Here is a 23,782-nt window from a genome sequence, read left to right as displayed (position 1 = left end):
CGTCCGCGCCCGCTCCACCGGCCGACGGTGCCGTGGACCGCGACGAGCCGCCGCTGCCCGGAGACGACGAGGCGCCCGCCTTCGACGACGAGCCGCCCTACGACCCGTCGTACGGGCCGGCGTACGAGCCGCGATCCCCGTCCGCCCCACCAGCGGCGCGCCCCACCGCGCAGCCGTCCAGGGCCGCCGCTCCGTCGGTCGCCACCCCGCCCGTCGTGGTCGAGCGCACCCCCGCCGCCGGGGGCGTGCAGCGCTACGGTGAGGCCGTGATCCGCCAGGTGCTCGGAGCGACGTTCCTTCGCGAAGAGCCCTACGAGCCCCCCACGAGGTTCTCCTGATGTACGACGGCATCGTCCAAGAGCTGATCGACGAGTTCGGCCGGCTTCCCGGCATCGGGCCCAAGTCCGCGCAGCGCATCGCGTTCCACATCCTGCAGACGCCCACGTTCGACGTGGCACGGCTGGCCGAGCTGCTCACCGAGATCCGCGTGCGCGTGCGCTTCTGCGAGATCTGCGGCAACGTCGCGGAGCAGGAGCGGTGCGCGATCTGCCGTGATCCCCGTCGCAATCAGGCGCTCATCTGCGTGGTCGAGGATGCGAAAGACGTGGCGGCGATCGAGCGCACGCGTGAGTTCCGTGGCCTGTACCACGTGCTCGGCGGCGCCATCAGCCCGATCGCGGGCATCGGACCGGACGATCTGCGCATCGCACAGTTGATGACGCGCCTCGCCGACGGCACGGTGCAGGAGGTCATCATCGCCACGAACCCCAACCTGGAGGGCGAGGCGACCGCGAGCTATCTGAGCCGGCTGCTCACCACGATGCAGATCACGGTGTCGCGCCTGGCGTCGGGGCTGCCCGTGGGCGGCGACCTCGAGTACGCCGACGAGGTCACGCTCGGTCGTGCCTTCGAGGGGCGGCGCGTGCTGTGACCCCGCACTCCGGCTTCACGCGCCGGGGCTGGCTGCTCTTCGGAGTCATGGCCCTGCTGTGGGGCGTGCCGTATCTGTTCATCAGCATCGCGGTGGAGTCGATCTCCCCGCCGGCGATCGTCGCGGGCCGCACGCTGATCGCGGCGCTGCTGCTGCTGCCGTTCGCGCTGCGCAGCGGAGCCCTGCGTGCGGCGCTCCGCCACTGGCCGTGGGTGCTCGCCTTCGGCGCGATCGAGATGGCCGGGCCGTTTGTGCTCCTGGGCCACGCGGAGATGACGCTGCCGTCGGGGATGACGGGCCTTCTGGTGGCGACGGTCCCGCTGTTCGCGGCGTTGATCGCGCTCGGAGGCGGCGACCGCGGCGTGCTGCGCCCGGCCCGTGGCATCGGTCTGCTCGTGGGCTTCGTCGGTGTCGCGATCGTGGTGGCCGGCCCCGGTCTGTTCGGCGGCGACGTGAGTCTGCTGGCGGCGGGCGAGGTCCTGCTGGTCGCGGTGCTCTACGCGATCGCGCCCTTCATCGTGGCGCGCAAGCTGGCCGACGTGCCGTCGCTGGGCACCATCACGCTGTCCCTGCTGATGATCGGCCTCGTCTATCTGCCGATCGGTCTCCTCACGCAGCACGAGGTGCCGACTCTGCCGTCGCTCGGGGCGCTGCTCGCCCTGGCCGTGATCTGCACGGCGCTGGCGTTCCTGGCGTTCTTCGCTCTCATCCGCGAGGTGGGCCCGGTGCGCGCCCCGCTGTTCACGTACGTGAACCCGGTGGTCGCGATCGTCCTCGGGGCGATCGTCCTGTCCGAGCCCCTCACACCGGGACTGCTGATCGGCTTCCCGCTGATCATCGTCGGCTGCTGGTTCGCCGCGACCGGCGGGCGGCTGCGCCCCGTGCCCCCGCCGTCCTCCACCCCGGCCCCGCCCGTCGCCCTCTGAGCCCCTCGCCCTCTGAGCCCGTCGCCCTCGCGGCTCCCCAGAGCCGTGTACTCGGCGGAGCCTCCGTGTCCGTCACATGCGCGGTCGGGCATGTGCGCGATCCGTAGAATGAGCGTGGGCGGATCCGCCCGTCATCCCCGGGAGTGAACGTGGCCCTCATCGTGCAGAAGTACGGCGGCTCGTCCGTCGCGAACGCAGAGAGCATCAAGCGCGTCGCCAAGCGCATCGTCGACACCCGTCGTGCGGGCCACGACGTGGTGGTCGCGGTCAGCGCGATGGGCGACACGACCGACGAGCTGCTCGACCTCGCCAACGAGGTGGCGCCGATCCCGGCACCGCGCGAGCTCGACATGCTGCTGTCCAGCGGTGAGCGCATCTCGATGGCGCTGCTGGCGATGGCGATCCACTCGATGGGCTTCGAGGCGCGGTCCTTCACGGGCAGCCAGGCCGGGATGATCACGGACTCGCAGCACGGCGCCGCGCGCATCGTCGACGTCACGCCGGTGCGGCTCCGTGAGGCGCTCGACGAGGGCGCGATCGTGATCGTCGCCGGGTTCCAGGGCTTCAACCGCGACACCCGCGATATCACCACCCTCGGCCGTGGCGGCTCCGACACCACGGCCGTGGCCCTGGCGGCAGCGCTCGACGCCGACGTCTGCGAGATCTACAGCGACGTCGACGGCATCTTCACCGCGGACCCGCGGGTGATCCCGAGGGCGCAGAAGCTCGACCACGTGTCGAGCGAGGAGATGCTCGAGCTCGCGGCGAACGGTGCGAAGGTGCTCTACATCCGCGCGGTCGAGTACGCACGCCGTCACGGCGTCCTGATCCACGCCCGGTCGACCTTCTCGTCGGCCGAGGGCACGTACGTTCTGGGCGAGGGCATGAAGAACCCTCGCGAAGCCGAGGGAGCAGCCATGGAAGAGCCCATCGTCGCCGGAGTCGCCACGGACTTCAGCCAGGCCAAGATCACGGTCGCGGGCGTGCCCGACGTTCCTGGCAAGGCCGCCGACATCTTCAAGATCGTCGCGAAGTCGGGCGCGAACGTCGACATGATCGTGCAGAACGTGTCGGCCGCGTCCACCGGACGCACCGACATCTCGTTCACGGTGCCGAAGGCCGATGCCACCGCAGCCCTGAAGGCCCTTGCGGGTGAGCAGGCCGAGGTCGGCTTCCTGAACCTGGTGCACGACGACCAGATCGGCAAGCTCTCGGTCGTCGGTGCGGGCATGCGCACGCACTCGGGTGTGTCGGCGACGCTGTTCGAGGCGCTGTCGGAGGGCGGCATCAACATCGAGATGATCTCCACGTCGGAGATCCGCATCTCGGTGGTCCTGCGCGCCGACGACCTGGCCGAGGCGGCCCGCACCGTGCACACCGCCTACGGGCTCGACGGCGAGGCCGAGGCGACGGTCCACGCGGGCACCGGTCGCTGATCCTGCCATCGGCCGTCCGGATCCTGCCGACGTCGTCACGGCGCCGTCACGCGGGCGGTCGGCCGCTGTCGGCACGGTAGACTCGCCGAAACCCTGACACCGGCGCCAGGCGTGGCCTCCGCATCCCGTCGCCGCGCCCGAAGCCTCGTACGCCGTACCGCACGAAGCCAAGGAACCTCATGACCCGCATCTCCGATTCAGGACTCTCCGTCGCCATCGTCGGCGCCACCGGCCAGGTGGGCACCGTGATGCGCGAGATTCTCGCGGAGCGGTCGTTCCCGATCCGCGAGCTGCGCCTGTTCTCGTCGTCGCGATCCGCGGGCACCGCGATCGAGTTCGGCGGCGCGACCGTGATCGTGGAAGACGTGGAGACGGCGGACCCCGCGGGCATCGACATCGCCCTGTTCTCCGCCGGCGCGACCGCGAGCCGTGCCTACGCGCCGCGGTTCGCCGAGGCGGGCGCGGTCGTGGTCGACAACTCGAGCGCGTGGCGGATGGACCCCGAGGTCCCGCTCGTGGTGAGCGAGGTCAACCCGCACGCGATCGACGCCCGTCCGAAGGGCATCATCGCCAACCCGAACTGCACCACGATGGCGGCCATGCCGGTGCTCAAGGCGCTCGACGCCGAGGCCGGGCTCGAACGGCTCATCGTCTCGACGTATCAGGCGGTCTCCGGCTCCGGTCTCGCCGGCGCCCAGGAGCTGCTGGGCCAGGTCGAGGGCGTGCTGGCTCAGGGCAACACCCTGGAGCTGGTGCACGACGGTTCTGCCGTCGACTTCCCGGAGCCTGAGAAGTACGTGGCACCGATCGCGTTCGACGTCATCCCGTTCGCGGGCAACCTCGTCGACGACGGTGACAACGAGACCGACGAGGAGAAGAAGCTCCGCAACGAGAGCCGCAAGATCCTCGAGCTCCCGGGTCTGCGCGTGGCGGGGACGTGCGTGCGGGTGCCGGTGTTCACGGGTCACTCCCTCTCGATCAACGTCGAGTTCGCGCGGGACATCACGCCCGAGCGCGCGCGCGAGGTCCTGAGCGCGGCCCCCGGGGTCGTGCTCGATGAGGTGCCGACGCCCCTGCAGGCCGCGGGTAAGGACCCGAGTTTCGTCGGTCGCATCCGCGCCGACCAGTCCGCGCCGGAGGGCAAGGGGCTCGTGCTGTTCCTCAGCAACGACAACCTCCGCAAGGGAGCCGCGCTGAACGCGGTGCAGATCGCCGAGGTGCTCGCGGAGCGCCTGGCCCCCGTGCGCTGACCCGGGGCGCGGGACCGTCCCGCCCACGGGGACAGCGGGACCTGACCGTCATCGCATATCGGCATGCTCAAGGATCGAACCGCTCGGCAGGTAACGTGTTAGCCGGCCGAGGTCGCCGCTCCGCGCATCCGCGGGTCCCGACGGAGACCTCCTAGCCGGGCCGTCCCGATCGGGGCGGCTCCTGGTCGTCCCTCCGCGGGGGCGCAGGCGCCGGGCGCGTGCGCGCGGAGGGGCGTGGATTCTGGGGGTAGGACGAATGGGTCTCGATCGGAGATCACGGGGGGCACGATTCCGTCGTGCCCTGGCGACGGCGGCCGCGGTGACGGCGACCATCGCGGGCTCGCTGGTGGTCGGGGGTGCGCCGGCGTCTGCGGCGGCGGCTCCCGATGGCCTGACGCAGGAGACGGCCGCAGCGTCGTGCTGGGAGGTCAAGCAGAACGATCCGACCGCGCCGGACGGCGTGTACTGGCTGGTGACTCCGCGGCTCGTGGCGCCACAGCAGTTCTATTGCGATCAGACCACCGGCGGAGGCGGATGGGTGCTCATCGGCCGCGGCCGCGAGGGGTGGAAGGAGGGCTACAACGGTGTGGGAACACCCGAGCAGGTCCGCGACACCCCGGCGGGCACTGCGGCGTTCGCGCCCGCGCAGCTGTCGTCGAAGACGATCGACGGGTTGCTCGACGGCGGTCGCGTCGACGCGCTGCAGGAGGGCGTGCGTGTCCGTCGCGCGCTCGACACGGCGGGTTCGGCGTGGCAGGAGGTGCGCTTCTCCTTCGCCAACCGCGACCGCTGGGTGTGGACGATGGGCGGCGGGCACGTCCTCACGTCGTTCTCCTTCAAGAACCCGGGGGAGCGGTCGAAGACCACCGGCAGCGGCGGGACGTCGGCCGTGTTCGGCGTCGACACCGGCACCAAGCGCGTCCGCTTCGAGGAGGGCGATCTGCCGTACCGCTTCCGCAACGGCTGGTCGTTCGGGGCGCAGGTGTCGGGGAACGAGGACCCTTCGTCGTACCTGTGGGCTCCGGCGGGCACGAGGGGCAAGGCGCGCCCCTTCGCCCAGGTGTTCCTTCAGCCGAAGCTCATGACCAGAGACCTCGACTACGGCACGATCGGGTCCCAGGGTGCTCCGGCCATCACGCAGTCCGCGATTCCCAACAGCAACGCCATGACCACGACGTGGGGTGTCGCCGGGCTCGCCAACGGGCTGTCCGGGGAGGCGAACACCGAGGTGGCGTCCTTCGGCGAGGCGGGCGGCAACGTGTTCGTCGGCGGGAACTTCGCCACGGTCCAGCAGTCGGAGGCGGGCGCCGGTCAGGTGGCGCAGCCCTACCTCGCCGCGTTCGCCCTCGGCACGGGCGCGTGGGTCTCGTCGTTCCGGCCCGTCCTGAACGGGCAGGTGAAGGCGATCGCCGGTCTTCCCGACGGGCGGGTCGCCATCGGCGGCCAGTTCTCGACGGTGAACGGCGTTCCGCAGGCCGCGATCGCCTTCCTCGACCCGGCGACCGGGCAGCTGTCCGGTCCGCAGGTCGTCGCCGAGCATCGGGCGGCGGGGGCGGTGCCGTACGTGCGGGACTTCGACGTGCAGGGGGACTACCTGTATGTCGCCGGTTCGTTCACCCACCTTCGGGCGGCCTCGTCGACCGTCAGCGCGAGCGCGTGGGACGGGGGCCGGATCGACCTCACGACCGGACGGCCGGACACGGCCTGGAATGCCAACCTCAATGGCACGAGCATGTCCGTGGACGCGTCGGCGGCCGGCGATCGTGCGTACTTCGCCGGCTACTTCACGATGCAGGGGGCGATCACGACCACCAGCGCTGCGGCCCTGCAGACCACGGCGGGTGCCGCCGGTGTCACGCCGCACTGGACGCCGACGTTCAGCAGGCCGATGTACGACGCCGCGGGGAACCCCACGGGGTGGGTCTATCAGAACGCGGTGACCGAGACGGGCGGTCGACTGTGGCTCGGCGGATCCCAGCACTCCCTGTTCTCCTACGACCGCACCGACTTCCGCCTGATCAGTGGAAACGTCACGCTGAAGGGCGGCGACTTCCAGACGATCGCCCAGAACGCGGACTCGACCCTCATCGCCGCCGGGTGTCACTGCGGTGATTGGGTGTATGAAGACGCCTACACGAACCCGGAGACGCCGACGACTGCCTCGGAGATCGACGATATGTCGTTGATCGGCGTCTGGGACGCGGTGACGGGTCGACACGTGTACGAGTTCGCGCCCGATCTTCAGGCGCGAGAGGGGCACGGCGCCTGGGCCTCGTTCTTCGACAGCACGGGTGTGCTGTGGGCGGGTGGCGACATCACCCGCTCGGTCCGTGCGGGTGGTTCCCGGCAATGGTCCGGTGGTTTCGTGCGGTTCGCTCCGAGGGACTCCGTCGCCCCCGCTGTGCCGACGGGCCTCACGGTCACCCCGGCCGGCGGGGCGACGACGTTGACGTGGAACCGCATCTCGGATTCGAGCTCGGTCACCTACGAGGTGCTGCGCGGCAACCGCGTGATCGCGTCGACGACGGCGGCGAGCTACACGGCGCCGGCGTCGTCGGAGGCTGCGACGTACTACGTCCGGGCGCGGGATGCGGCGGGCAACCGCTCCGCGACCACGGCGGGTGTCGCCGCGGCTGCCGACGCCGCTGCTCCGGCCCCCGCTCCCGCTCCGGTCGCGCCCGACGAGGCCGTCACCCCGGACGCAGCCGTGCAGCCCGGGCAGCCGTCGACGGACACGTTCATCGCCGACGGTGCGACGTGGTCGTGGCGGTACTCCGCCGATCCGCTCCCCGCGGACTGGAACACGGTGGAGTTCGACGCGTCCGCCTGGCACACGGGCCCCGCGGTGCTGGCGCGTGGGGTCGCCGGTGCGGCGACGGACATCGACCCGGACGACCTCGCGGTCAAACCGCAGAGCGCGCATTTCCGGACCGCCTTCACGGTCGACGACCTGACGGGTCTGCACGACGGAACCGTGTCGGTGATCGCGGATGACGGGGTGGCCGTCTACCTCAACGGCGTGGAGATCGGGCGGTCGAATCTTCCGGCCGATGCGACCCTCCGCCAGACGACGTTCGCGTCGTCCTCGGTGGCGCCCGGCAAGGCGGCGGCCAGTCGCGCGTCCTTCACGGTGCCGGTGTCGCTGCTCCGGCCGGGCGTCAACGTCATGTCGGCGGAGGTGCACGAGAACAATCCGGGCAGTGCCACCATGAGCTTCGACCTGACGTACACCGCTCCGCGCAACTGAGAACGGACGACGCCGAGCCCGCTCCCGCCGCACGGGGGAGCGGGCTCCGGCGTGCCCGAGCGGGGTCGCCCGGCGGACGATCGGCCCCGAGCCACGCCCTAGACTGGTCGGGTGACTGAAAACGTCGATGTCGTGCTGATCGGTGGTGGCATCATGAGCGCCACCCTGGGTACTCTGCTGCACGAGCTGCAGCCGGAGTGGAAGATCGTCGCCTTCGAGCGGCTGTCCGACGTGGCGCAGGAGAGCTCCAATCCCTGGAACAACGCGGGCACCGGGCACGCCGCGCTCTGCGAGCTCAACTACATGCCGCAGCAGGGCGATGCTCCGCTCGACCCCGCGAAGGCCGTGTCGATCAACGAGCAGTTCCAGCAGAGCCGGCAGTTCTGGTCGTCGCTCGTCGAGAAGGGTGTGCTGGACGCGCCGTCGACGTTCATCAACGCGACCCCGCACATGACGTTCGTGCGCGGCGAGAAAGACGTGGCGTACCTCAGGAACCGCTACGAGGTGCTCAAGGAGCAGCCGCTGTTCGCGGGCATCGAGTACAGCGAGGACTCCCGCGTCATCAACACCTGGGCGCCGCTGCTGATGCAGAAGCGACGCAAGGGCGAGCCCTTCGCCGCCACCCGGGTGCCCGCGGGCACCGACGTCGACTTCGGTGCCCTGACGCACCAGCTGTTCGATCACCTCCGCGAGTCCGGCGTCTCGGTGCGCACGAACCACGAGGTGAAGTCTCTCAAGCGCCAGAAGGACGGCACCTGGCTCCTCAACTACCGCACCACGGTGGGGCGCACGCCCAACCAGATCAAGGCGAAGTTCGTGTTCGTCGGGGCGGGCGGCTGGGCGCTCAAGCTGCTCCAGCGGTCGGGCATCCCGGAGATCAAGGGCTACGGCGTCTTCCCGATCGGTGGGCAGTTCCTCAAGACCACGAACCCGAAGATCGTCGCTCAGCACAAGGCGAAGGTGTACTCGCAGGCGTCCGTCGGTGCGCCGCCGATGTCGGTGCCGCACCTCGACACCCGCGTGGTCGACGGCGAGGCGTCGCTGATGTTCGGCCCGTTCGCGACCTTCAGCCCGAAGTTCCTCAAGAACGGCTCCATGCTCGACATCGTGACGCAGGTGCGCGCGCACAACCTGTGGCCGATGCTGCGGGTGGCGTTCGCGAACCCCGATCTGATCACCTACCTGATCAGCGAGCTGATGAAGAACCACCGCAAGAAGGTCGACAGCCTGCGCACGTTCATGCCCACCGCGAAGGACGAGGACTGGACGCTCATCAACGCCGGTCAGCGCGCGCAGGTCATGAAGAAGGATGCGAAGAAGGGCGGCGTGCTGCAGTTCGGTACCGAGGTGGTCGCCGCCGGCGACGGCTCGATCGCGGGGCTGCTCGGCGCCTCTCCGGGGGCTTCCACGGCCGTGCCGATCATGCTCGATCTGCTCAAGAAGTGCTTCCCGGGCGAGTTCCCCGCGTGGGAGCCGCGGCTGCGCGAGCTGATCCCGACCTTCGGCCAGAAGCTCAACGCCGATCCGGCGCTCGCGGAGGAGTCCACGGCGGCGACCGCCGCCGCCCTCGGCATCAACGCCTGAGACCGGACCGTGGCGAAGCTCTACTTCCGCTACGGCGCGATGAACTCGGGCAAGTCGACCGCCCTGCTGCAGGCTGCCTACAACTATGAGGAGCGGGGCCAGCACGTGCTGCTCGCCAAGCCCGCTATCGACACCAAGGGCGCGGCGGAGATCGAGAGCCGCCTCGGCGTCACGCGGCAGGTGGACTTCCTGATCGGGCCGGAGGACGACGCGCGGGCGCTGTTCGCGGAGCATCGTACGCGCATGCGGCGCTCGACCGAGGAGGAGCTGCTGCCGACGGCCCCGATCGACGTGGCGTGCCTGCTGGTAGACGAGGCGCAGTTCCTCACGGCCTCCCAGATCGACGACCTGTTCCGGGTCGCGGTGGAAGACGGCATCCCCGTGATGGCCTACGGCATCCGCAACGACTTCCTCACCCACGCGTTCCCCGGCTCCGCGCGGCTGCTGGCGATCGCGCACTCGCTGGAGGAGCTCAAGACCATCTGCCGCTGCGGGCGCAAGGCGGTGTTCAACGGCCGCGTCGTCGGCGGACGCTTCGTGTTCGACGGAGATCAGGTCGCGATCGACGAGGGCGCGGACGGCTCCGCGTCGCCCGAGCTCACCACCTACGAGTCGCTGTGCGGCACCTGCTACCTGGAGGAGTCGGGCGGGCGCCTGGGGTGACCTGATCGCTCTCGCTGCCGCCCGTCTCCTCGCGAGGCGGGCGGCTTTGCGTGGTCTGACCACACGGGGTACGCTGTGGTCAGACCACAGGAGGCGGGATGGCGGAGGAGCAGCCGGCGCGAGCATGGCGACTCGTGCTCGAGCACATCGAGCGCGACCTCCTCGACGGACGCCTCGGCCCCGGCGACCGGCTGCCGTCGGAGCGCGACCTGGCGAGCGACCTGGGTGTCGGACGCTCCAGCGTGCGCGAAGCCTTCCGCGTGCTCGAGGTGCTCGGCCTCATCCGCACCGCGACCGGATCGGGCCCGCAGGCGGGAGCGATCGTGATCGCGACGCCGACCGGGGGCATGTCCGCGCTGCTGCGGCTGCAGGTCGCGGCGCAGGGCTTCCCGCTCGACGATGTGGTGCGCACCCGCCTGGTGCTGGAGGACGCGGTCGTCGCGGCCCTGGCGTCCGGAGGCGGCGGCGACACCGCGAAGGCCCACGAGCTGCTGCACGCGATGGACGCCGCGGGCTTGACCCCGTCCGAGTTCCTCGCCCTAGACGCCCAGCTGCACCTGTCGCTCGCCGAGGGCAGTGGCAACACGGTCATCGCCGCGATGATGGCGGGGCTGCGGTCGTCGATCGAGTCGTATGTGCGCGCCGGAGCCGCCGCGATCCCCGACTGGGACACGATGGCGACACGGCTGCGCGCCGAACACCACGCCCTCGTCGCCGCGATCGACGCGGGCGATGCGGAGGCGGCCCGCGCGCTGGTCCGCGCCCACATCACCGGCTACTACACGTCCGCGGGGCTCACCCGCGACATCCACCCCCACGACTGAGAGGCACGCCATGGTCCAGCGCCAGCTCCCCAACCCCGCCGAGCTGTTGGAGCTCATGAAGTTCAAGAAGCCCGAGCTCGACGGCCGCAAGCGCCGGCTCGACGCGGCTCTCACGATCGACGACCTCCGTACGATCGCGAAGCGTCGCACGCCCAAGGCGGCGTTCGACTACACCGATGGCGCGGCGGAGGGCGAGCTGTCGCTGAGCCGCGCCCGCCAGGCGTTCCAGGACGTGGAGTTCCACCCCGGCATCCTCAAGCCCGCGCCGGATGTCGACACGACGGTCGAGATCCTCGGCGGGCCGTCCGCGCTGCCGTTCGGGATCGCTCCAACCGGGTTCACGCGGCTCATGCAGACCGAGGGGGAGGTCGCCGGTGCCGGCGCTGCGGCCGCGGCGGGCATCCCGTTCACGCTGTCCACGCTCGGCACGACCTCGATCGAGGGGGTCAAGGCCGCGAACCCGCACGGGCGCAACTGGTTCCAGCTCTACGTCATGCGCGACCGCGAGATCTCGTACGAGCTGGCACGCCGTGCCGCCGCCGCGGGCTTCGACACGCTGCAGTTCACGGTGGACACCCCGGTCGCCGGTGCCCGGCTGCGCGACAAGCGCAACGGCTTCAGCATCCCGCCGCAGCTCACGCTCGGCACGATCGTCAACGCGATCCCGCGACCCTGGTGGTGGTTCGACTTCCTGACCACGCCCAAGCTGGAGTTCGCGTCGCTGAGCTCCACCGGCGGCACGGTCGGCGAGCTGCTCGACGCCGCGATGGACCCCACGATCAGCTATGACGATCTCGCGGTGATCCGTGACATCTGGCCCGGTCGCATCGTGATCAAGGGCGTGCAGAACGTCGAGGACTCCGTGCGACTGCGCGACGCCGGTGTCGACGGCATCGTGCTGTCGAACCACGGCGGTCGTCAGCTCGACCGCGCGCCCATCCCGTTCCACCTGCTGCCCCAGGTGCGCCGGGCCGTGGGCGACGACTTCACCGTCATGATCGACACCGGCATCATGAACGGCGCCGACATTGTGGCCTCGGTCGCGCTCGGGGCGGACTTCACGCTGATCGGCCGCGCGTACCTCTACGGCCTGATGGCGGGCGGCCGCCAGGGCGTCGACCGGACGATCGCGATCCTGCGCAGTGAGATCGAGCGGACCATGCGTCTCCTCGGCGTCGCGTCGCTGGCGGAGCTCGAGCCGGCCCACGTCACGCAGCTGACGCGTCTGGTGCCTGTCGCGCGCGACGCCGCGGAGGCCGTCGTCCGCTGACGTCGCCGTGCCGGGTTCCGCTACGACTGCGGGGCCACGGCGCGGCGCCGCGGTGGCCACGGCACGAGCATCGACGTGGTCTGCCGGTAGTCGGCGTATGCGGGGTACTTCGACGCGGTGATCGACTCCGTGAAGATCGTCGAGCCGAGGAACAGCACCGTCAGGAGCGCGGCGCCGACGATCGTGGGGTTCAGCACGCCCCCGAGCACCCCGGCCCCCGCGGTGGCGGCCGCGGTCGCGCCCAGCGCGTAGAACGCCCACCACTGCGCCTGTTCGAAGAAGAAGTTGGGGTGTCGGCTGTAGCGGAACAGCCCGGTCGTCGCGAAGCCGGGCGCGAGGTCACCGCCAGCCTGCTTCTTGCGCTGGTGGAAGTTCCACTGCTGCTGGTCGGCGACCGTCTCGCCGATCAGGAACCCGAGGAACGCGATCGTGAACAACGCGTCCCACCCGGTCAACGCGGTGGGGTGCTGGGCGGCCAGCCATGCCGGAAGGGTGATCAACACGAGCAGGGTCATCTGGTACCCGATGATGAACAGCAGATTGAACACCTGGAACTGCCACGGGCGCATCCGCTTCCGCAGGATCGCCCAGCGGTAGTCCTCCATGCCGGTGTACCCGCCTTTGCGGGCGAAGTTGAACGTGAGCCGCGCGCCCCAGGCCGTCACCAGGATCCCCATCAGCACGATGCGCGCTGATCCGGCGTCGGCGGTGAAGGCGCCGGCCACGAAGATCCAGACATAGACGACGGGGACGATCGACCACGCGCGGTCGACCCACGACGTGTCACGGGTGATCAGCGACAGGATCCAGCACACGAGGCTGGCCAGCGCTGCGACGAGGACGACGATCTGCAGGGCATCCATGACGCCATGCTAGAGCCAAGCCAGGCCGGGCGTCCGGCACCGGCCGCCGCCTCAGACGCGCGACGTGAGGGTGGGCAGCAGGGCTTCGAGGCGGGTGGCGGTGTCCTCCCAGCCCTCGACGGCGATCGACGGGACCCCGATCGCGAGGACCGGGTAGTCGTTGCCGCCCTCGTCGAGCCGGTCGCCGTAGAACAGCATCGCGTCCAACGGGATGCCCGTGTGCGCGGAGAGCTGCCTCATGCCGAACGCCTTGTCGATCCCGGCGCGCGTGATGTCGATCGAGGTGGAGCCCCCCGAGCGCACCTCGAGCCCGGGGAGTCGAGCGGCGACCGCGTCGCGCAGGGCCGCGCGCTTGCTGCCGGACGGATCCCACGCGTGCTTGGCCTCCCGCGGAGCCCGCTGCCCGAGCGCGGAGAACGTGATCTGCGAGCCGCGGTCCTCCAGGATGTCGCCCCAGGGGTCGGTCTCCCACAGGCCGAGCCGCTCCGCCTCCTCGCGGAGCGCCGTGAGAGCAGACGCCTTCTCGTCGTCGCTCAGGTCGTGCGCGTACACCGGCGCGAAGTCGGCGCCGTCGTGGCGCAGGTAGCGGGTGCCGCAGGTCGGCAGCAGGTGCAGCCGGGCGAGAGCTGCGGCGTCGGCATCGGCGAGCTGGGCGATCACCTGCGTGCGGAACTGCGGCTCGTTGCCCCCGGAGATGATGGCGACGTCGACGCTGCGGAGAAGCTCGCGCAGGAGGCCGGAGATCCGCGGGTCGATCGGGCCCTTGGAGGGGGCGAGGGTGTCATCGAGGTCGAAGGCGACGAGTGCGGGCGAGGTCATGATGCCTCCAGCCTAGGAGGTCGCAGCCGTGAAGAGCGTGGAGCTGCGAGCAGCGTGCACAGGAGGGCGAGGGCCACGCCCAGGGTGGCCCCGGTGGAGTTGGCCAGCACGTCGTTCATCGTCGCATCGCGGTGGGGCAGGGCGAGGTGCTGCGCGGTCTCGATCGCGAGAGAAAGTGCCGGTCCGACCAGCAGCGACAGCGGCCACACACGGCGGGGGAGGAGCAGGAACGCGAGGACGCCGAGGGGCACGAAGACCGCGATGTTCGACAGGACCTCCAGCCGCGTGAACGTCAGTGCGGTCCAGCCGAGCCGGTGGGTGAGCGACACGATCACGTCGAGCAGATTCGGGACCGCATGCTCGACCCGGGACGGCGTGAGCGTGAGCAGGGCGAGCCCCGCGAGGAACGGGACGCCGAGGGCGAGCGCCCAGATGCGGGTGGCGCGACGCGGCGGAGGCAGGAGCGTCCCCATGCGGTCCCCTTTCGCACGCTCTCCGATACAGAGAAGGCCGCCCGTGGGGGCGGCCTTCCGGTGTCACTGGTCGGGGTGACAGGATTTGAACCTGCGACCTCTTCGTCCCGAACGAAGCGCGCTACCAAGCTGCGCCACACCCCGTTTGCAACCCTCCGAGTCTACAGGGAAATCCCCTGAGCGCCCAATCGGGGCGGTGATCACGCGTGGGGGATCAGCGTGAGCAGCGTCGCCTCCGGGCGGCACGCGAAACGCACGGGCGCGTAGATCGAGTGCCCGCAGCCGGCGCTCACGTTCAGCGGGACGCTGCGGCCGTCGTGCGTCCAGGTGCTGAGTCCCTTGGCCTGCTTCAGCGGGATGTCGCAGTTCGCCACGAGCGCGCCGTAGCCGGGGAGGCAGACCTGCCCACCGTGCGTGTGACCGCCGAGGATGGCGTCGGCGCCGAGGTCGACGAAACCGTTGAGCACGCGCTGATACGGCGCGTGCGTGACGCCCAGCACCGCCGTTCCGGGCTCGCGCGGGCCCAGGCCCTCGATGGCCGAGGGGAGCGCGTCGAGGCGGTCCCAGTCGCGGTGTGCGTCGTCCACGCCGAACAGGTCGACGGTGGTGCCACGCAGGGTCAGTCGCGCCGCGCGATTGTTGAGGTCGGTCCAGCCGAGCTCGTCCGTGAAGAAGCGGTCCATCGACCCCGTGTCGAGCACGGTCGGCTCGCGGTGGCGCCGCGAGGGGCCGGAGAAGTAGCGCAGCGGATTGCGCGGCGCGGGGCCGTTCACGTCGTTCGAGCCGTGCACGAAGACCCCGGGGATGCCCGCGAACGGGGCGAACGCGCGGCGGATCCCCTCGAGCCCGCGCTCATGCCCCAGGTTGTCGCCGGTGTTCACGATCAGGTCGGGCCGCAGCTGCGCGAGCGACGCGAGCCAGTCCTGCTTGCGGTGCTGCCACGGGGCCATGTGCGCATCGGACACGTGCAGGATGCGCAGGGGAGGGGTGCCGGGGGCGAACGCCGAGGCGGACACCTCGCGCACGGTGAAGAGGTAACGTTCGATGCCCACGCCCCACACCGCGGCGGCGGCGCCCACGGCCCCCACCGCGCCGAGCGCGATGAGGGCCGGATGAGCCGAGCGCGACGAACCTACTGGCACGTCACGACCACGGTGGTGCTGCTGTTGACAGGAGTGCCCGGTGCCGGATTGGTCACCGCGACCGCAGACCCCGGCGGGTTGCACGAATTGTCGAACTCGTAGGACGCGACTCGAGCCGCCTTGAGTGCGGCGTCCGCCTGGTCTCGCGACATCCCGACGATGTTCGACGGCACCACGGCGCCACGGCCGTTGCTGATCGAGAGGGTCACGGTGGCAGCCGTCGCAGCCTCGCCCGTCGGGTCCTGTGCCGCGACGAGGCCGGCCGCGAGGTCGCTGTCCACCTCTCCGCCGATCGCCACCTGGAAGCCCGCGTTCTCGAGGGTCGAGCGCGCCTGATCCTGCGACATGCCGACCACGCTCGGAACGGCCTTGAGCTCCTGACGGATCAGGTTGTTGTCCGGCTGGGGGAAACGGTCGCCGCCGTAGGCCTCGTTCGCAGCCGCCTGCGCGGCGCGGGCCAGCGGGTAGCGCATGTCGTTGAGGTTCCAGCGACCGTAGCTCTTCCGGTAGATGTTCTCCTGGCCCTGCCAGCGTCCCGCCCACACGGCTGTCGCGACCTTCGTGCTCGACTCGATCATCATGGTCGACCACGTGTTGTGCGTTCCGGTCTTGCCGATCAGCGGGGTGCCGTCGCCCGGGTTCGCCCGCGAGCCGGTGCCGCCGCCGCCCATGACGGTCTGCAGCGCGTAGGCGGCCGTGGCTGCGACCTCGGGAGAGATCACGCCGGGAGTGCACGACGACGCGGGCAGCTCACGGTCCTTGCCGTCCGGACCGATCACGCGGTCGATCGCCCGCGGCGTGCAGTAGGTGCCGCCGCTCGCGACCGTGGCGTAGGCGTTGGCCATCGCGATGGGCGAGATGTTCTTCGCGCCGAGCACGTCGTACGGCACGTTCTCATCGGTGGTCTTGCCGCCGTTGGCCAGCGTGACGCCCAGGCGGTCGGCCACCTTGTTGATGTCGCAGAGGTCGAGCTTGGAGGCCATCGCGAAGTACCCGCTGTTGAGCGAGTTCTTCGTGAAGTTCAGCACGGTGTCGGTCGAGCCGCCGCCGCCGCCGAAGTTGCCGATCTCCTTGGTGTTCGCGATCATGGTGCCCCCACCGCACGAGGCCGCGGTGAACTTCATGTTGGTCTGCACGCGGCCGTTCAGGGTCTCGCGCACCGAATGACCCTTCTCGAGCCAGTCGATCAGCGTGAACAGCTTGTAGGTCGAGCCCACCTGGAAGCCGTTGGAGTCTCCGTGCTTGCGGTCGCCCGCGAACACGAGAGAGGTGTAGGCGGGATCGGTGGTCGGGGTCTCGGTGAACATCGTGTTCTGGGTCATCGAGAGGATCCGGCCGGTGCCCACCTCGATGGACACACCCGCGGCACCGAAGTGCATGCCGTCGTAGTTGGCCGGGACGATGTCGGCCATCTCCTGCGCCGCCGGGTTCTGGATGCGGTAGTCCAGCGACGTGAAGATCTTCAGACCGCCGCGGCGCAGCAGGTCGCGCCGCTCCTGCGGCGTGGCGCCGAACGCCTCGTCGTTCAGGACGATCGAGCGCACGTACTGGCAGAAGTAGGCGTTCGTGCCGGCAGCCGCACAGCCCTGCGTCGGCGGGTTGATCGCAGGAACGATCGGGGAGGCCTTCGCCTCGTCGTACTGGGCCTGGGTGATCTTGCCGTCGTCGAGCATGCGGTAGAGCACGTAGTCGCGGCGCTTGAGGGTGTCCGCGTAGCCGTCGGCGGCGTTGTTGTGTCCGACCTGCGCATCGTCGGTGTACGTGCCCTCCACCGGCTTGTCGATCCGGTACGTGTTGGGGTTCTGCACGATGCCGGCGAGCGTCGCGGCCTGCGCGACCGTCAGGTTCATCGCCGTCGTGGAGAAGTAGTACCGGGCGGCGGCCTCGATGCCGTAGACCGTGCCACCGAAGTTCGCGATGTTCAGGTAGCCCAGCAGGATGTCGTTCTTCGAGAAGTCCTTCTCGATCTGGATCGCGTAGCGCATCTCCTGCAGCTTGCGCTCGATGCCCTTGCTGCCGACCGCGTTCGTCGCGTCCAGCCAGCACTGCTGGAGCTCCTCGGAGTACGTGTCCGACGTGGTGTCCACGTCCTGCTCGCACTGCTGGATCAGCACGTTCTTCACGAACTGCTGGCTGATGGTCGAGGCGCCGCGGCTGGATGTGCCGCGGACGTTGTCGATCAGCGCCTTCATGGTGGCGCCCAGATTCACTCCGCCGTGGCTGTAGAAGCTCTTGTCCTCGCTGGAGAGGATCGCGTCGTAGAGCACCGGGCTGATCTGCTCGTACGTGACGGGGACGCGGTTCTGCTCATAGAACGACGCGAGGGCGACCGGCGTGCCGTCGGGCTGGGTGGCGTAGATCGTCGACTGCTCCATCGGCGTGCCGGGGCTGAGGTTCTCGGGGAGCTTGTCGAAGAGCGTCAGTGCCGTGGTGCCGGCGACTCCCGTCATCGCGAGGACGGGGGTGACGCTGGCGGTGACGAGCAGACCGGCGACGGCGCTCAGTCCGACGAGCCCGACGAGACCGCCGAGCACGCCCTTCACCGTGCGATTCTTGTGGGGCATACGCTTGATCGTAGGGGAGTTCCCTGAATACACCCTCTGACGAACACGCCCGCTCGGCCTGTTCGCGTCCCGATCGACAGGAGAGCCATGACCACGTGGGAGTACCTGACCACGCCGCTGCTGATCCACAACACCGCCGCGATCCTCAACAACTGGGGCAAGCAGGGCTGGGAGCTCGTCCAGGTGGTGCAGGGACCGGAAGGCGGCCTCGTGGCGTACTTCAAGCGCCCGGTGACCACCGACGGCTCCGCGAACGCGGGCCTCGCCGCCGCCGCCGAAGCCGCGCGTCAGTTCGAGGGGGGTCAGGCATGAGCGTCTCCACGCGCCTCGCCGAGCTCGGCATCGAGCTCCCCGCCGTCGCCGCTCCCGTCGCCGCCTATGTCCCGGCGGTCGCCCACGGCGGGCTCATCTACACATCCGGCCAGCTCCCGTTCGTCGACGGCGCCCTGCCCGCGGTGGGCAAGGTCGGCGCCGAGGTCTCCGCGGAGGACGCCAAGGCCTTCGCGCGGACGTGTGCCCTCAACGCGCTGGCCGCGGCCGCCGACGTCGCGGGCGGGGTCGACCGCATCGCCGGTGTCGTGCGGGTGGGCGGCTTCGTCGGTTCAGCCGAGGGCTTCACCGGCCAGCCCGGCGTCATCAACGGCGCGAGCGAGGTGCTCGGTGAGATCTTCGGTGACGAGGGCCGTCACGCGCGCGCGGCCGTCGGCGTCGCCGAGCTCCCGCTCGGCAGCCCGGTCGAGGTCGAGGTGACGTTCCGCCTCGCCTGACCCCGACACGCGAACGCCCCCTCCGACGGGAGGGGGCGTTCGTCGTCTGCGGGCTACTTCACCTGCGCGGAGATGATGCTCATGACCGCGGTGTCGGCCAGGGTCGTCGTGTCGCCGACCTCGCGGCCCTCGGCCACATCGCGCAGCAGACGCCGCATGATCTTGCCCGAGCGGGTCTTGGGCAGCTCCCCGACGATGTACACGTCTCGAGGGCGCGCGATGGCACCGATCTGTTCGCCGACCCAGAGCCGGAGCTGCTGCGCGAGTCCCGCCGGGTCGTGGGCGGCGAGATAGCTCTCCTTGATGATGACGAACGCCACCACCGCCTGACCCGTGGTCTCGTCGGACGCCCCGACCACCGCGGCCTCCGCGGTGGCCTCGTGCGCCACGAGCGAGGACTCGATCTCCGCCGTCGACAGCCGGTGGCCCGACACGTTCATGACGTCGTCGACACGGCCGAGCAGCCAGAGGTCGCCGTCCTCGTCCAGCCGTGCACCGTCACCCGCGAAGTAGTAGCCCTGCTTCTCGAACTTCTCCCAGTACGTCTCGCGGAAGCGTTCCGGGTCGCCCCAGATGCCGCGCAGCATGCTCGGCCACGGCTCGGTGATCACGAGCAGTCCGCCGTTGCCGTTGCCGACCTCGACGCCCTGCTCGTCCACCACGTCGAGGGTGATCCCGGGGAGGGGGACCTGCGCGGAGCCGGGCTTCGTGGCGGTGACGCCGGGGAGCGCCGACACCATGATGGCGCCCGTCTCGGTCTGCCACCACGTGTCGACGATCGGGGTCTTGCCCGCGCCGATGACCTCGCGGTACCACATCCACGCCTCGGGGTTGATGGGTTCGCCGACCGATCCGAGCACTCGCAGCGACGACAGGTCGAACTTCTGCGGGACGCTGCGGCCGACCTTCATGAACGACCGGATCGCCGTCGGGGCCGTGTAGAAGATGGAGACCTTGTACTTCTCGATGATCTCCCACCAGCGTCCGGGGTGCGGCGTGTCGGGCGTGCCTTCGTACAGCACCTGGGTGGCACCGTTGGCCAGCGGGCCGTACGTCACATAGCTGTGGCCCGTGATCCACCCGATGTCGGCGGTGCACCAGTACACGTCGGTCTCGGGCTTGAGGTCGAACACGTACTTGTGGGAGTACGCGGCCTGCGTGAGGTAGCCACCGGAGGTGTGCAGGATGCCCTTCGGCTTCCCCGTGGTGCCGGAGGTGTAGAGGATGAAGAGCGGGTTCTCGGCGGGGAAGGCCTGAGCCGTGTGCTCGGCGGAGGCCGCCGGGACGACGTCGTGCCACCAGATGTCGCGCCCGTCCGTCCAGTCCACCTCGTTCTCGCCACGACGAACGACGAGGACGTGCTCGACGGTCTGCTGCTCGCCGTCGCCGCGGTCGGCCAGAGCCTGGTCCACGGCGGGCTTGAGCGCCGAGACGCGGCCCTTGCGGTAGCCGCCGTCGGCCGTGATGACGAGCTTGGCTCCGGCGTCGTCGATGCGGGAGCGGAGGCTGTCGGCACTGAATCCGCCGAACACGACGGAGTGGATGGCGCCAACACGTGCGACCGCGAGCATCGCGGCGATCGCCTCGGGGATCATCGGCAGGTAGATGGCGACGCGATCGCCATGACCGACGCCGAGTCCCTCCAGCACGTTCGCGACGCGCTTGACCTCCTCGGTCAGCTCGGCGTACGTGATGCGACGACTGTCGCCGGGCTCGCCCTCCCAGTGCAGGGCGACGCGGTCGCCGTTGCCGGCCTCGACATGACGGTCCAGGCAGTTGTAGGCGACGTTGAGCTCGCCGTCGTCGAACCACTTGGCGAAGGGCGGGTTGTTCCAGTCGAGGACCTGGGTGAACGGCGTGTGCCAGTGGATGAGATCGCGCGACTGCTCGGCCCAGAAGCCTTCCCGATCCGCCGCGGCGCGCTCGTACAGTTCCTGTGACGCGACGGACTGCGCCGCGAACTCCTCCGATGGCGGGAATCTCCGGGTCTCGTCGAGAAGGTGGTCGATCTGGCTGCTCATCGGCAGGCGCTCCTTTGCGGCATACGGGTCATGCAGGCGTGGTCGCACGGGGGGAGGCGCGACCAGGTCAGGGCGAATCTATCGGCGTGCCACGCCCTCGAGTACTGCCGAAAGTCGGTAGTGGCGCTGGTTTTGTCAGGACGGTCGCCTTGCGTACACTCGACGACAGCCGAAATCTCATTCCGGCCTTGGCGCGCCCGATTCCCCCGATCGCGCGGCGCCGTGGGCGGCATCTCATTCCCCCCGTGAGATGCCGCCCATCTCTTTGGGAGCGCTCCCTCTGCCCGGGTCCTCTCCGTTGCCGGCCCGCGGCCCCGAGTTCTCCACGGGCAGCCGGGCTGAGGCCTTGTGCACAGACGCCGATGCCGGAGTCGCCCTGCGGCGGCACGCTTCGCCCGCCGTGCCTACTCTCGCCGCATGCCTGAACGATTCGTCATCCGGTCGAAAGACGCGGCAGCGGGGGATGCGGTCACCGCCCCTCCCCATGCCGTGCTCCTCGCGGAACCCGCATTCGCGCCGCTGGCCCCCCATGTGGACGACACCGTCACCGACGTCTTCGTCAACGGGGCGGACGGACTCTTCCTCGACCGCGGCAGCGGCGCGCAGCCCGTTCCGTCGTGGCGAGCGACCGAGCGGGAGGTGCGCGACCTCGCGGTCGCGCTCGTCGCGCTCGGCGGCCGGCACCTCGACGACCAGGCGCCGTGCGTCGACGTGCGCCTCGGATCGGGCGTGCGGGTGCATGCCGTGCTCGCCCCCGTCTCCACGACCGGCACGGCGCTGTCCATCCGGATCCCGCGGGTCCATGCGGCCGACCTCGACGCCCTCGCCGCACTGGGCACGATCGATGCGCAGCAGCACGTCTGGCTCGACAAGCTCGTCGCGGAACGGGCGAACCTCTTGATCACGGGCGGGACGGGTACGGGAAAGACGACGCTGCTGTCGGCGCTGCTGTCGTCGGTACCGCCGGGTGAGCGCATCGTGACGATCGAAGACGTGGCGGAGCTGCGGCCACGGCACCCGCACCACGTCGCCCTCGAGGTGCGTCAGGCGAACCTCGAGGGCGCGGGCGGCATCGGACTCGCCCGGCTCGTCCGCGAGTCGTTGCGCATGCGCCCCGATCGGCTGGTGGTCGGCGAGTGCCGCGGCGAGGAGGTACGGGAACTCCTCACCGCCCTCAACACCGGCCACGATGGTGGCGCCGGCACGATGCACGCGAGCGGTGTCGCGGACGTGCCCGCGCGGCTCGAGGCGCTCGGCGCGCTTGCCGGAATGGACCCCGTGGCGCTCGCTCGTCAGGCCGTGAGCGCGTTCACCGTCGTCCTCCACCTGCACCGGGGGTCCGACGGAACGCGGCGCATCGCCCACGTCGGGCGACTCGTGCTGGAGAGCGATCGGCTGGGCATCGAGGAGGTCCGACCATGGTGAACAGGAGGCGTCGCGCGATGCAGTCCGCGCACGAAGTCGACCTGGCGCACTCCGTGCAGACGCTGGCCGTGCTGCTGCAGGCAGGTGCAGCGCCGCTCGTGGCGTGGCGCCATCTCGCCGGGACGGGCGACCCGAATGCGATCGCGGTCCTCGCGCGCGTCGACGACGGAACACCGCTCGTCACTGCGATCGATGCGGCCGGCGGTCGCTGGCGGGAGCTGGCCGCGGCCTGGGAGATCGCCACCGTCGTGGGCGCGCCCCTCGCGGAGGTCCTCCGCACGATCGCCGGGTCGTTGCGCGACGCGGCCGCCGCCGCCGACGATGTCCGCGTCGCGCTGGCCGAGCCCGCCGGAACGGCGCGACTGCTGCTGTGGATGCCCCTCGCGGGACTGCTCCTCGGCGTCGCCCTCGGCTTCGACACGATCGGGGTGCTCCTCGGCACACCCGCCGGGGCGACCTGCGCCGTCGCCGGGCTGCTGCTGGTCGGAGCGGCTCGCATGTGGACGCGACGGCTGCTCCGCCGTGCGCAGCCCGCGTCGGGGACGCCGGGGATCGCCGCCGAGCTCGTCGCGGTCGCCCTTCGCGGGGGTGCCCCGATCGACCGTGCACTCCGGCTCGTGGCAGATGCGGCGGTCGTGGACCAGGGAGGGGAGGAGAGCGTGCGCCGGGTACTGGAGCTGTCCCGGACGGCGGGCGTTCCCGCCGTCGAGCTGCTGCGTGCCTCCGCGGCGCAGGACCGACATGCAGCGCGCGTGCAGGGGCGCCTCCGCGCGGCAGTGCTCTCGACGCGACTCCTCGTGCCGCTCGGCGTCTGCACTCTGCCGGCGTTCCTCCTGCTGGGGGTGGCTCCGCTGATGCTCAGCGTGCTCGCCTCCACGTCCATTCCTGCGTGAGTCGCTCGAACCACCCAATAAAGAGGAAGAAGGAAGAATATGAACACCATTCCCCGACTCGACCGCCGTCGTGCGGCCGCCCTGTTCGGCGACGACACGGGAGCGGCGACGGCCGAGTACGCCATCACCACCATGGCCGCGGTCGCGTTCGCAGGACTGCTCGTCGTCATCATGAGGTCGGACGAGGTGCGCGGCATCCTCACCGATCTCGTGCGGCGTGCGCTCACGGTGTCATGAGCAGGCCGCTGGGCGAGCGCGGCGCGGTGGCGGCGGAACTGGCGCTCGCCCTGCCGGCCGTCGTGCTCGTGCTTCTTCTCGGTGTCGGGGCGCTCGCCGCATCGTCACGACAGGTCGCGCTCCAAGATGCGACGGCGGACGCCGCCCGTCTGCTGGGGCGGGGCGAGGGCGACGCCGCGGCCGCGGCTGTGGTGCGGCGGGCGCTTCCCGACGCCAGGGTGACGTTCGCCGCCGTCGACGATCTCGTCTGTGCGACGGCGACGCTCGACCTCACCGTGGGACCGCTGATGCGCCTCCCGCTACGCGCCGCGAGTTGCGCTCTCGACGGGGGTCGGTGATGGCGGGGACGGTGCTGGCCGCCGGCGTGCTCGTCGTCGGCGCGACGCTCTCCGTCGGGCTCGCCGCCGTCGGCGGGGCGGCCGTGACCGCGCAGCGTGCAGCGGAGAT

21 protein-coding genes, 1 tRNA gene and 1 pseudogene are annotated in these 23,782 nt (G+C 70.4%); 16 read left to right on the top strand and 7 right to left on the bottom strand.

What is annotated here, in order from left to right:
• From DW299_RS19175 to DW299_RS13400, 10 genes and pseudogenes are all read left to right on the top strand, one after another.
• Window positions 1–338: pseudogene (locus DW299_RS19175) on the top strand (DNA polymerase III subunit gamma and tau); the annotation flags it as partial.
• On the top strand, window positions 338–931 hold the full coding sequence (gene recR, locus DW299_RS13440) for a recombination mediator RecR (RefSeq protein ID WP_136032137.1): 594 nt from the start codon (window positions 338–340) through the stop codon (window positions 929–931). The pseudogene DW299_RS19175 and the gene recR, both read left to right, overlap by 1 nt.
• Window positions 928–1,857: a DMT family transporter gene (locus DW299_RS13435; protein WP_136036898.1), complete on the top strand. Its 930-nt coding sequence runs from the start codon at window positions 928–930 to the stop codon at window positions 1,855–1,857. Before recR ends, DW299_RS13435 begins: the two co-directional genes overlap by 4 nt.
• Window positions 1,858–2,006: 149 nt before the next feature.
• Entirely contained in the window at window positions 2,007–3,293 is a 1,287-nt protein-coding gene (locus DW299_RS13430; RefSeq protein WP_136032141.1) for an aspartate kinase, read from the top strand.
• 179 nt (window positions 3,294–3,472) lie between these two features.
• A complete protein-coding gene (locus DW299_RS13425; protein WP_136036897.1) occupies window positions 3,473–4,543 on the top strand; it encodes an aspartate-semialdehyde dehydrogenase in 1,071 nt (356 codons plus the stop codon).
• Between the two features lie 319 nt (window positions 4,544–4,862).
• Window positions 4,863–7,790 (top strand): fibrinogen-like YCDxxxxGGGW domain-containing protein, encoded by a 2,928-nt coding sequence (locus DW299_RS13420; RefSeq protein ID WP_136036896.1) that lies wholly within the window; start codon window positions 4,863–4,865, stop codon window positions 7,788–7,790.
• 153 nt (window positions 7,791–7,943) lie between these two features.
• A complete protein-coding gene (gene mqo / locus DW299_RS13415) occupies window positions 7,944–9,374 on the top strand; it encodes a malate dehydrogenase (quinone) (protein WP_240745413.1) in 1,431 nt (476 codons plus the stop codon).
• 9 nt (window positions 9,375–9,383) lie between these two features.
• A complete protein-coding gene (locus DW299_RS13410) occupies window positions 9,384–10,037 on the top strand; it encodes a thymidine kinase (RefSeq protein WP_136032149.1) in 654 nt (217 codons plus the stop codon).
• Window positions 10,038–10,135: 98 nt separating this feature from the next.
• The gene (locus DW299_RS13405; protein ID WP_136036894.1) at window positions 10,136–10,861 is read left to right on the top strand and encodes a FadR/GntR family transcriptional regulator; all 726 of its coding nucleotides are present in this window, start codon (window positions 10,136–10,138) and stop codon (window positions 10,859–10,861) included.
• Window positions 10,862–10,871: 10 nt separating this feature from the next.
• Entirely contained in the window at window positions 10,872–12,131 is a 1,260-nt protein-coding gene (locus DW299_RS13400; RefSeq protein WP_136036893.1) for an alpha-hydroxy acid oxidase, read from the top strand.
• A gap of 20 nt (window positions 12,132–12,151) precedes the next feature.
• Here DW299_RS13400 and DW299_RS13395 read toward each other — a convergent pair whose 3' ends face one another.
• The 6 genes from DW299_RS13395 to DW299_RS13370 form a co-directional block, all read right to left on the bottom strand.
• Window positions 12,152–12,994, bottom strand: a complete 843-nt coding sequence (locus DW299_RS13395; protein ID WP_136036892.1) for a DUF1295 domain-containing protein — start codon at window positions 12,992–12,994, stop codon at window positions 12,152–12,154.
• 51 nt (window positions 12,995–13,045) lie between these two features.
• Window positions 13,046–13,813, bottom strand: a complete 768-nt coding sequence (locus tag DW299_RS13390) for an HAD-IIB family hydrolase (RefSeq protein ID WP_136032156.1) — start codon at window positions 13,811–13,813, stop codon at window positions 13,046–13,048.
• Entirely contained in the window at window positions 13,810–14,286 is a 477-nt protein-coding gene (locus DW299_RS13385) for a VanZ family protein (protein ID WP_136032158.1), read from the bottom strand. Before DW299_RS13385 ends, DW299_RS13390 begins: the two co-directional genes overlap by 4 nt.
• Window positions 14,287–14,353: 67 nt before the next feature.
• A tRNA-Pro gene (locus DW299_RS13380) sits at window positions 14,354–14,430 on the bottom strand.
• A gap of 56 nt (window positions 14,431–14,486) precedes the next feature.
• Entirely contained in the window at window positions 14,487–15,428 is a 942-nt protein-coding gene (locus DW299_RS13375) for a metallophosphoesterase (protein ID WP_136036891.1), read from the bottom strand.
• Window positions 15,419–17,992, bottom strand: a complete 2,574-nt coding sequence (locus tag DW299_RS13370; RefSeq protein ID WP_240745412.1) for a transglycosylase domain-containing protein — start codon at window positions 17,990–17,992, stop codon at window positions 15,419–15,421. Before DW299_RS13370 ends, DW299_RS13375 begins: the two co-directional genes overlap by 10 nt.
• Window positions 17,993–18,079: 87 nt before the next feature.
• Here DW299_RS13370 and sp36 point away from each other — a divergent pair, with 87 nt between their 5' ends.
• Window positions 18,080–18,304, top strand: a complete 225-nt coding sequence (sp36, locus tag DW299_RS13365) for a Sp36 family protein (RefSeq protein ID WP_136032162.1) — start codon at window positions 18,080–18,082, stop codon at window positions 18,302–18,304.
• On the top strand, window positions 18,301–18,759 hold the full coding sequence (locus DW299_RS13360) for a RidA family protein (protein ID WP_136036890.1): 459 nt from the start codon (window positions 18,301–18,303) through the stop codon (window positions 18,757–18,759). Before sp36 ends, DW299_RS13360 begins: the two co-directional genes overlap by 4 nt.
• A 53-nt stretch (window positions 18,760–18,812) precedes the next feature.
• On the opposite strand, the gene acs is transcribed toward DW299_RS13360, so the two are convergent.
• Entirely contained in the window at window positions 18,813–20,780 is a 1,968-nt protein-coding gene (gene acs, locus DW299_RS13355; RefSeq protein WP_136032166.1) for an acetate--CoA ligase, read from the bottom strand.
• 417 nt (window positions 20,781–21,197) lie between these two features.
• Between acs and DW299_RS13350 the strand changes: the two genes are divergently transcribed.
• The 4 genes from DW299_RS13350 to DW299_RS13335 are packed head-to-tail and all read left to right on the top strand — an operon-like array spanning window position 21,198 to window position 23,673.
• Entirely contained in the window at window positions 21,198–22,205 is a 1,008-nt protein-coding gene (locus DW299_RS13350; RefSeq protein ID WP_136032168.1) for a TadA family conjugal transfer-associated ATPase, read from the top strand.
• Window positions 22,199–23,098 carry a type II secretion system F family protein gene (locus tag DW299_RS13345; protein ID WP_136036889.1) on the top strand — a complete coding sequence of 300 codons (900 nt, stop codon included), beginning with the start codon at window positions 22,199–22,201 and terminating at the stop codon, window positions 23,096–23,098. The genes DW299_RS13350 and DW299_RS13345 overlap by 7 nt, the downstream gene beginning before the upstream one ends.
• Window positions 23,099–23,137: 39 nt before the next feature.
• Entirely contained in the window at window positions 23,138–23,335 is a 198-nt protein-coding gene (locus tag DW299_RS13340) for a DUF4244 domain-containing protein (RefSeq protein WP_136032173.1), read from the top strand.
• Window positions 23,332–23,673 carry a TadE family type IV pilus minor pilin gene (locus tag DW299_RS13335; protein ID WP_206252947.1) on the top strand — a complete coding sequence of 114 codons (342 nt, stop codon included), beginning with the start codon at window positions 23,332–23,334 and terminating at the stop codon, window positions 23,671–23,673. The genes DW299_RS13340 and DW299_RS13335 overlap by 4 nt, the downstream gene beginning before the upstream one ends.
• Window positions 23,674–23,782 lie beyond the last annotated feature (109 nt).

This window comes from Microbacterium sp. K35 (assembly GCF_004794375.1).
GTDB classification, from domain to species: domain Bacteria; phylum Actinomycetota; class Actinomycetes; order Actinomycetales; family Microbacteriaceae; genus Microbacterium; species Microbacterium sufflavum.
The sequence above is the reverse complement of the archived record's forward strand: the minus strand, read 5'-3'. Positions and strand labels throughout refer to the sequence as shown.

What these genes read in the sequence shown, in the direction of transcription:
- acs (WP_136032166.1), bottom strand. Translation starts at nt 20,780, where the DNA reads ATGAGCAGCCAGATCGACCACCTTCTCGACGAGACCCGGAGATTCCCG.
- sp36 (WP_136032162.1), top strand. Translation starts at nt 18,080, where the DNA reads ATGACCACGTGGGAGTACCTGACCACGCCGCTGCTGATCCACAACACC.
- recR (WP_136032137.1), top strand. Translation starts at nt 338, where the DNA reads ATGTACGACGGCATCGTCCAAGAGCTGATCGACGAGTTCGGCCGGCTT.
- DW299_RS13385 (WP_136032158.1), bottom strand. Translation starts at nt 14,286, where the DNA reads ATGGGGACGCTCCTGCCTCCGCCGCGTCGCGCCACCCGCATCTGGGCG.
- DW299_RS13350 (WP_136032168.1), top strand. Translation starts at nt 21,198, where the DNA reads ATGCCTGAACGATTCGTCATCCGGTCGAAAGACGCGGCAGCGGGGGAT.
- DW299_RS13345 (WP_136036889.1), top strand. Translation starts at nt 22,199, where the DNA reads ATGGTGAACAGGAGGCGTCGCGCGATGCAGTCCGCGCACGAAGTCGAC.
- DW299_RS13395 (WP_136036892.1), bottom strand. Translation starts at nt 12,994, where the DNA reads ATGGATGCCCTGCAGATCGTCGTCCTCGTCGCAGCGCTGGCCAGCCTC.
- DW299_RS13400 (WP_136036893.1), top strand. Translation starts at nt 10,872, where the DNA reads ATGGTCCAGCGCCAGCTCCCCAACCCCGCCGAGCTGTTGGAGCTCATG.
- DW299_RS13390 (WP_136032156.1), bottom strand. Translation starts at nt 13,813, where the DNA reads ATGACCTCGCCCGCACTCGTCGCCTTCGACCTCGATGACACCCTCGCC.
- mqo (WP_240745413.1), top strand. Translation starts at nt 7,944, where the DNA reads ATGAGCGCCACCCTGGGTACTCTGCTGCACGAGCTGCAGCCGGAGTGG.
- DW299_RS13405 (WP_136036894.1), top strand. Translation starts at nt 10,136, where the DNA reads ATGGCGGAGGAGCAGCCGGCGCGAGCATGGCGACTCGTGCTCGAGCAC.
- DW299_RS13340 (WP_136032173.1), top strand. Translation starts at nt 23,138, where the DNA reads ATGAACACCATTCCCCGACTCGACCGCCGTCGTGCGGCCGCCCTGTTC.
- DW299_RS13335 (WP_206252947.1), top strand. Translation starts at nt 23,332, where the DNA reads ATGAGCAGGCCGCTGGGCGAGCGCGGCGCGGTGGCGGCGGAACTGGCG.
- DW299_RS13370 (WP_240745412.1), bottom strand. Translation starts at nt 17,992, where the DNA reads ATGCCCCACAAGAATCGCACGGTGAAGGGCGTGCTCGGCGGTCTCGTC.
- DW299_RS13425 (WP_136036897.1), top strand. Translation starts at nt 3,473, where the DNA reads ATGACCCGCATCTCCGATTCAGGACTCTCCGTCGCCATCGTCGGCGCC.
- DW299_RS13360 (WP_136036890.1), top strand. Translation starts at nt 18,301, where the DNA reads ATGAGCGTCTCCACGCGCCTCGCCGAGCTCGGCATCGAGCTCCCCGCC.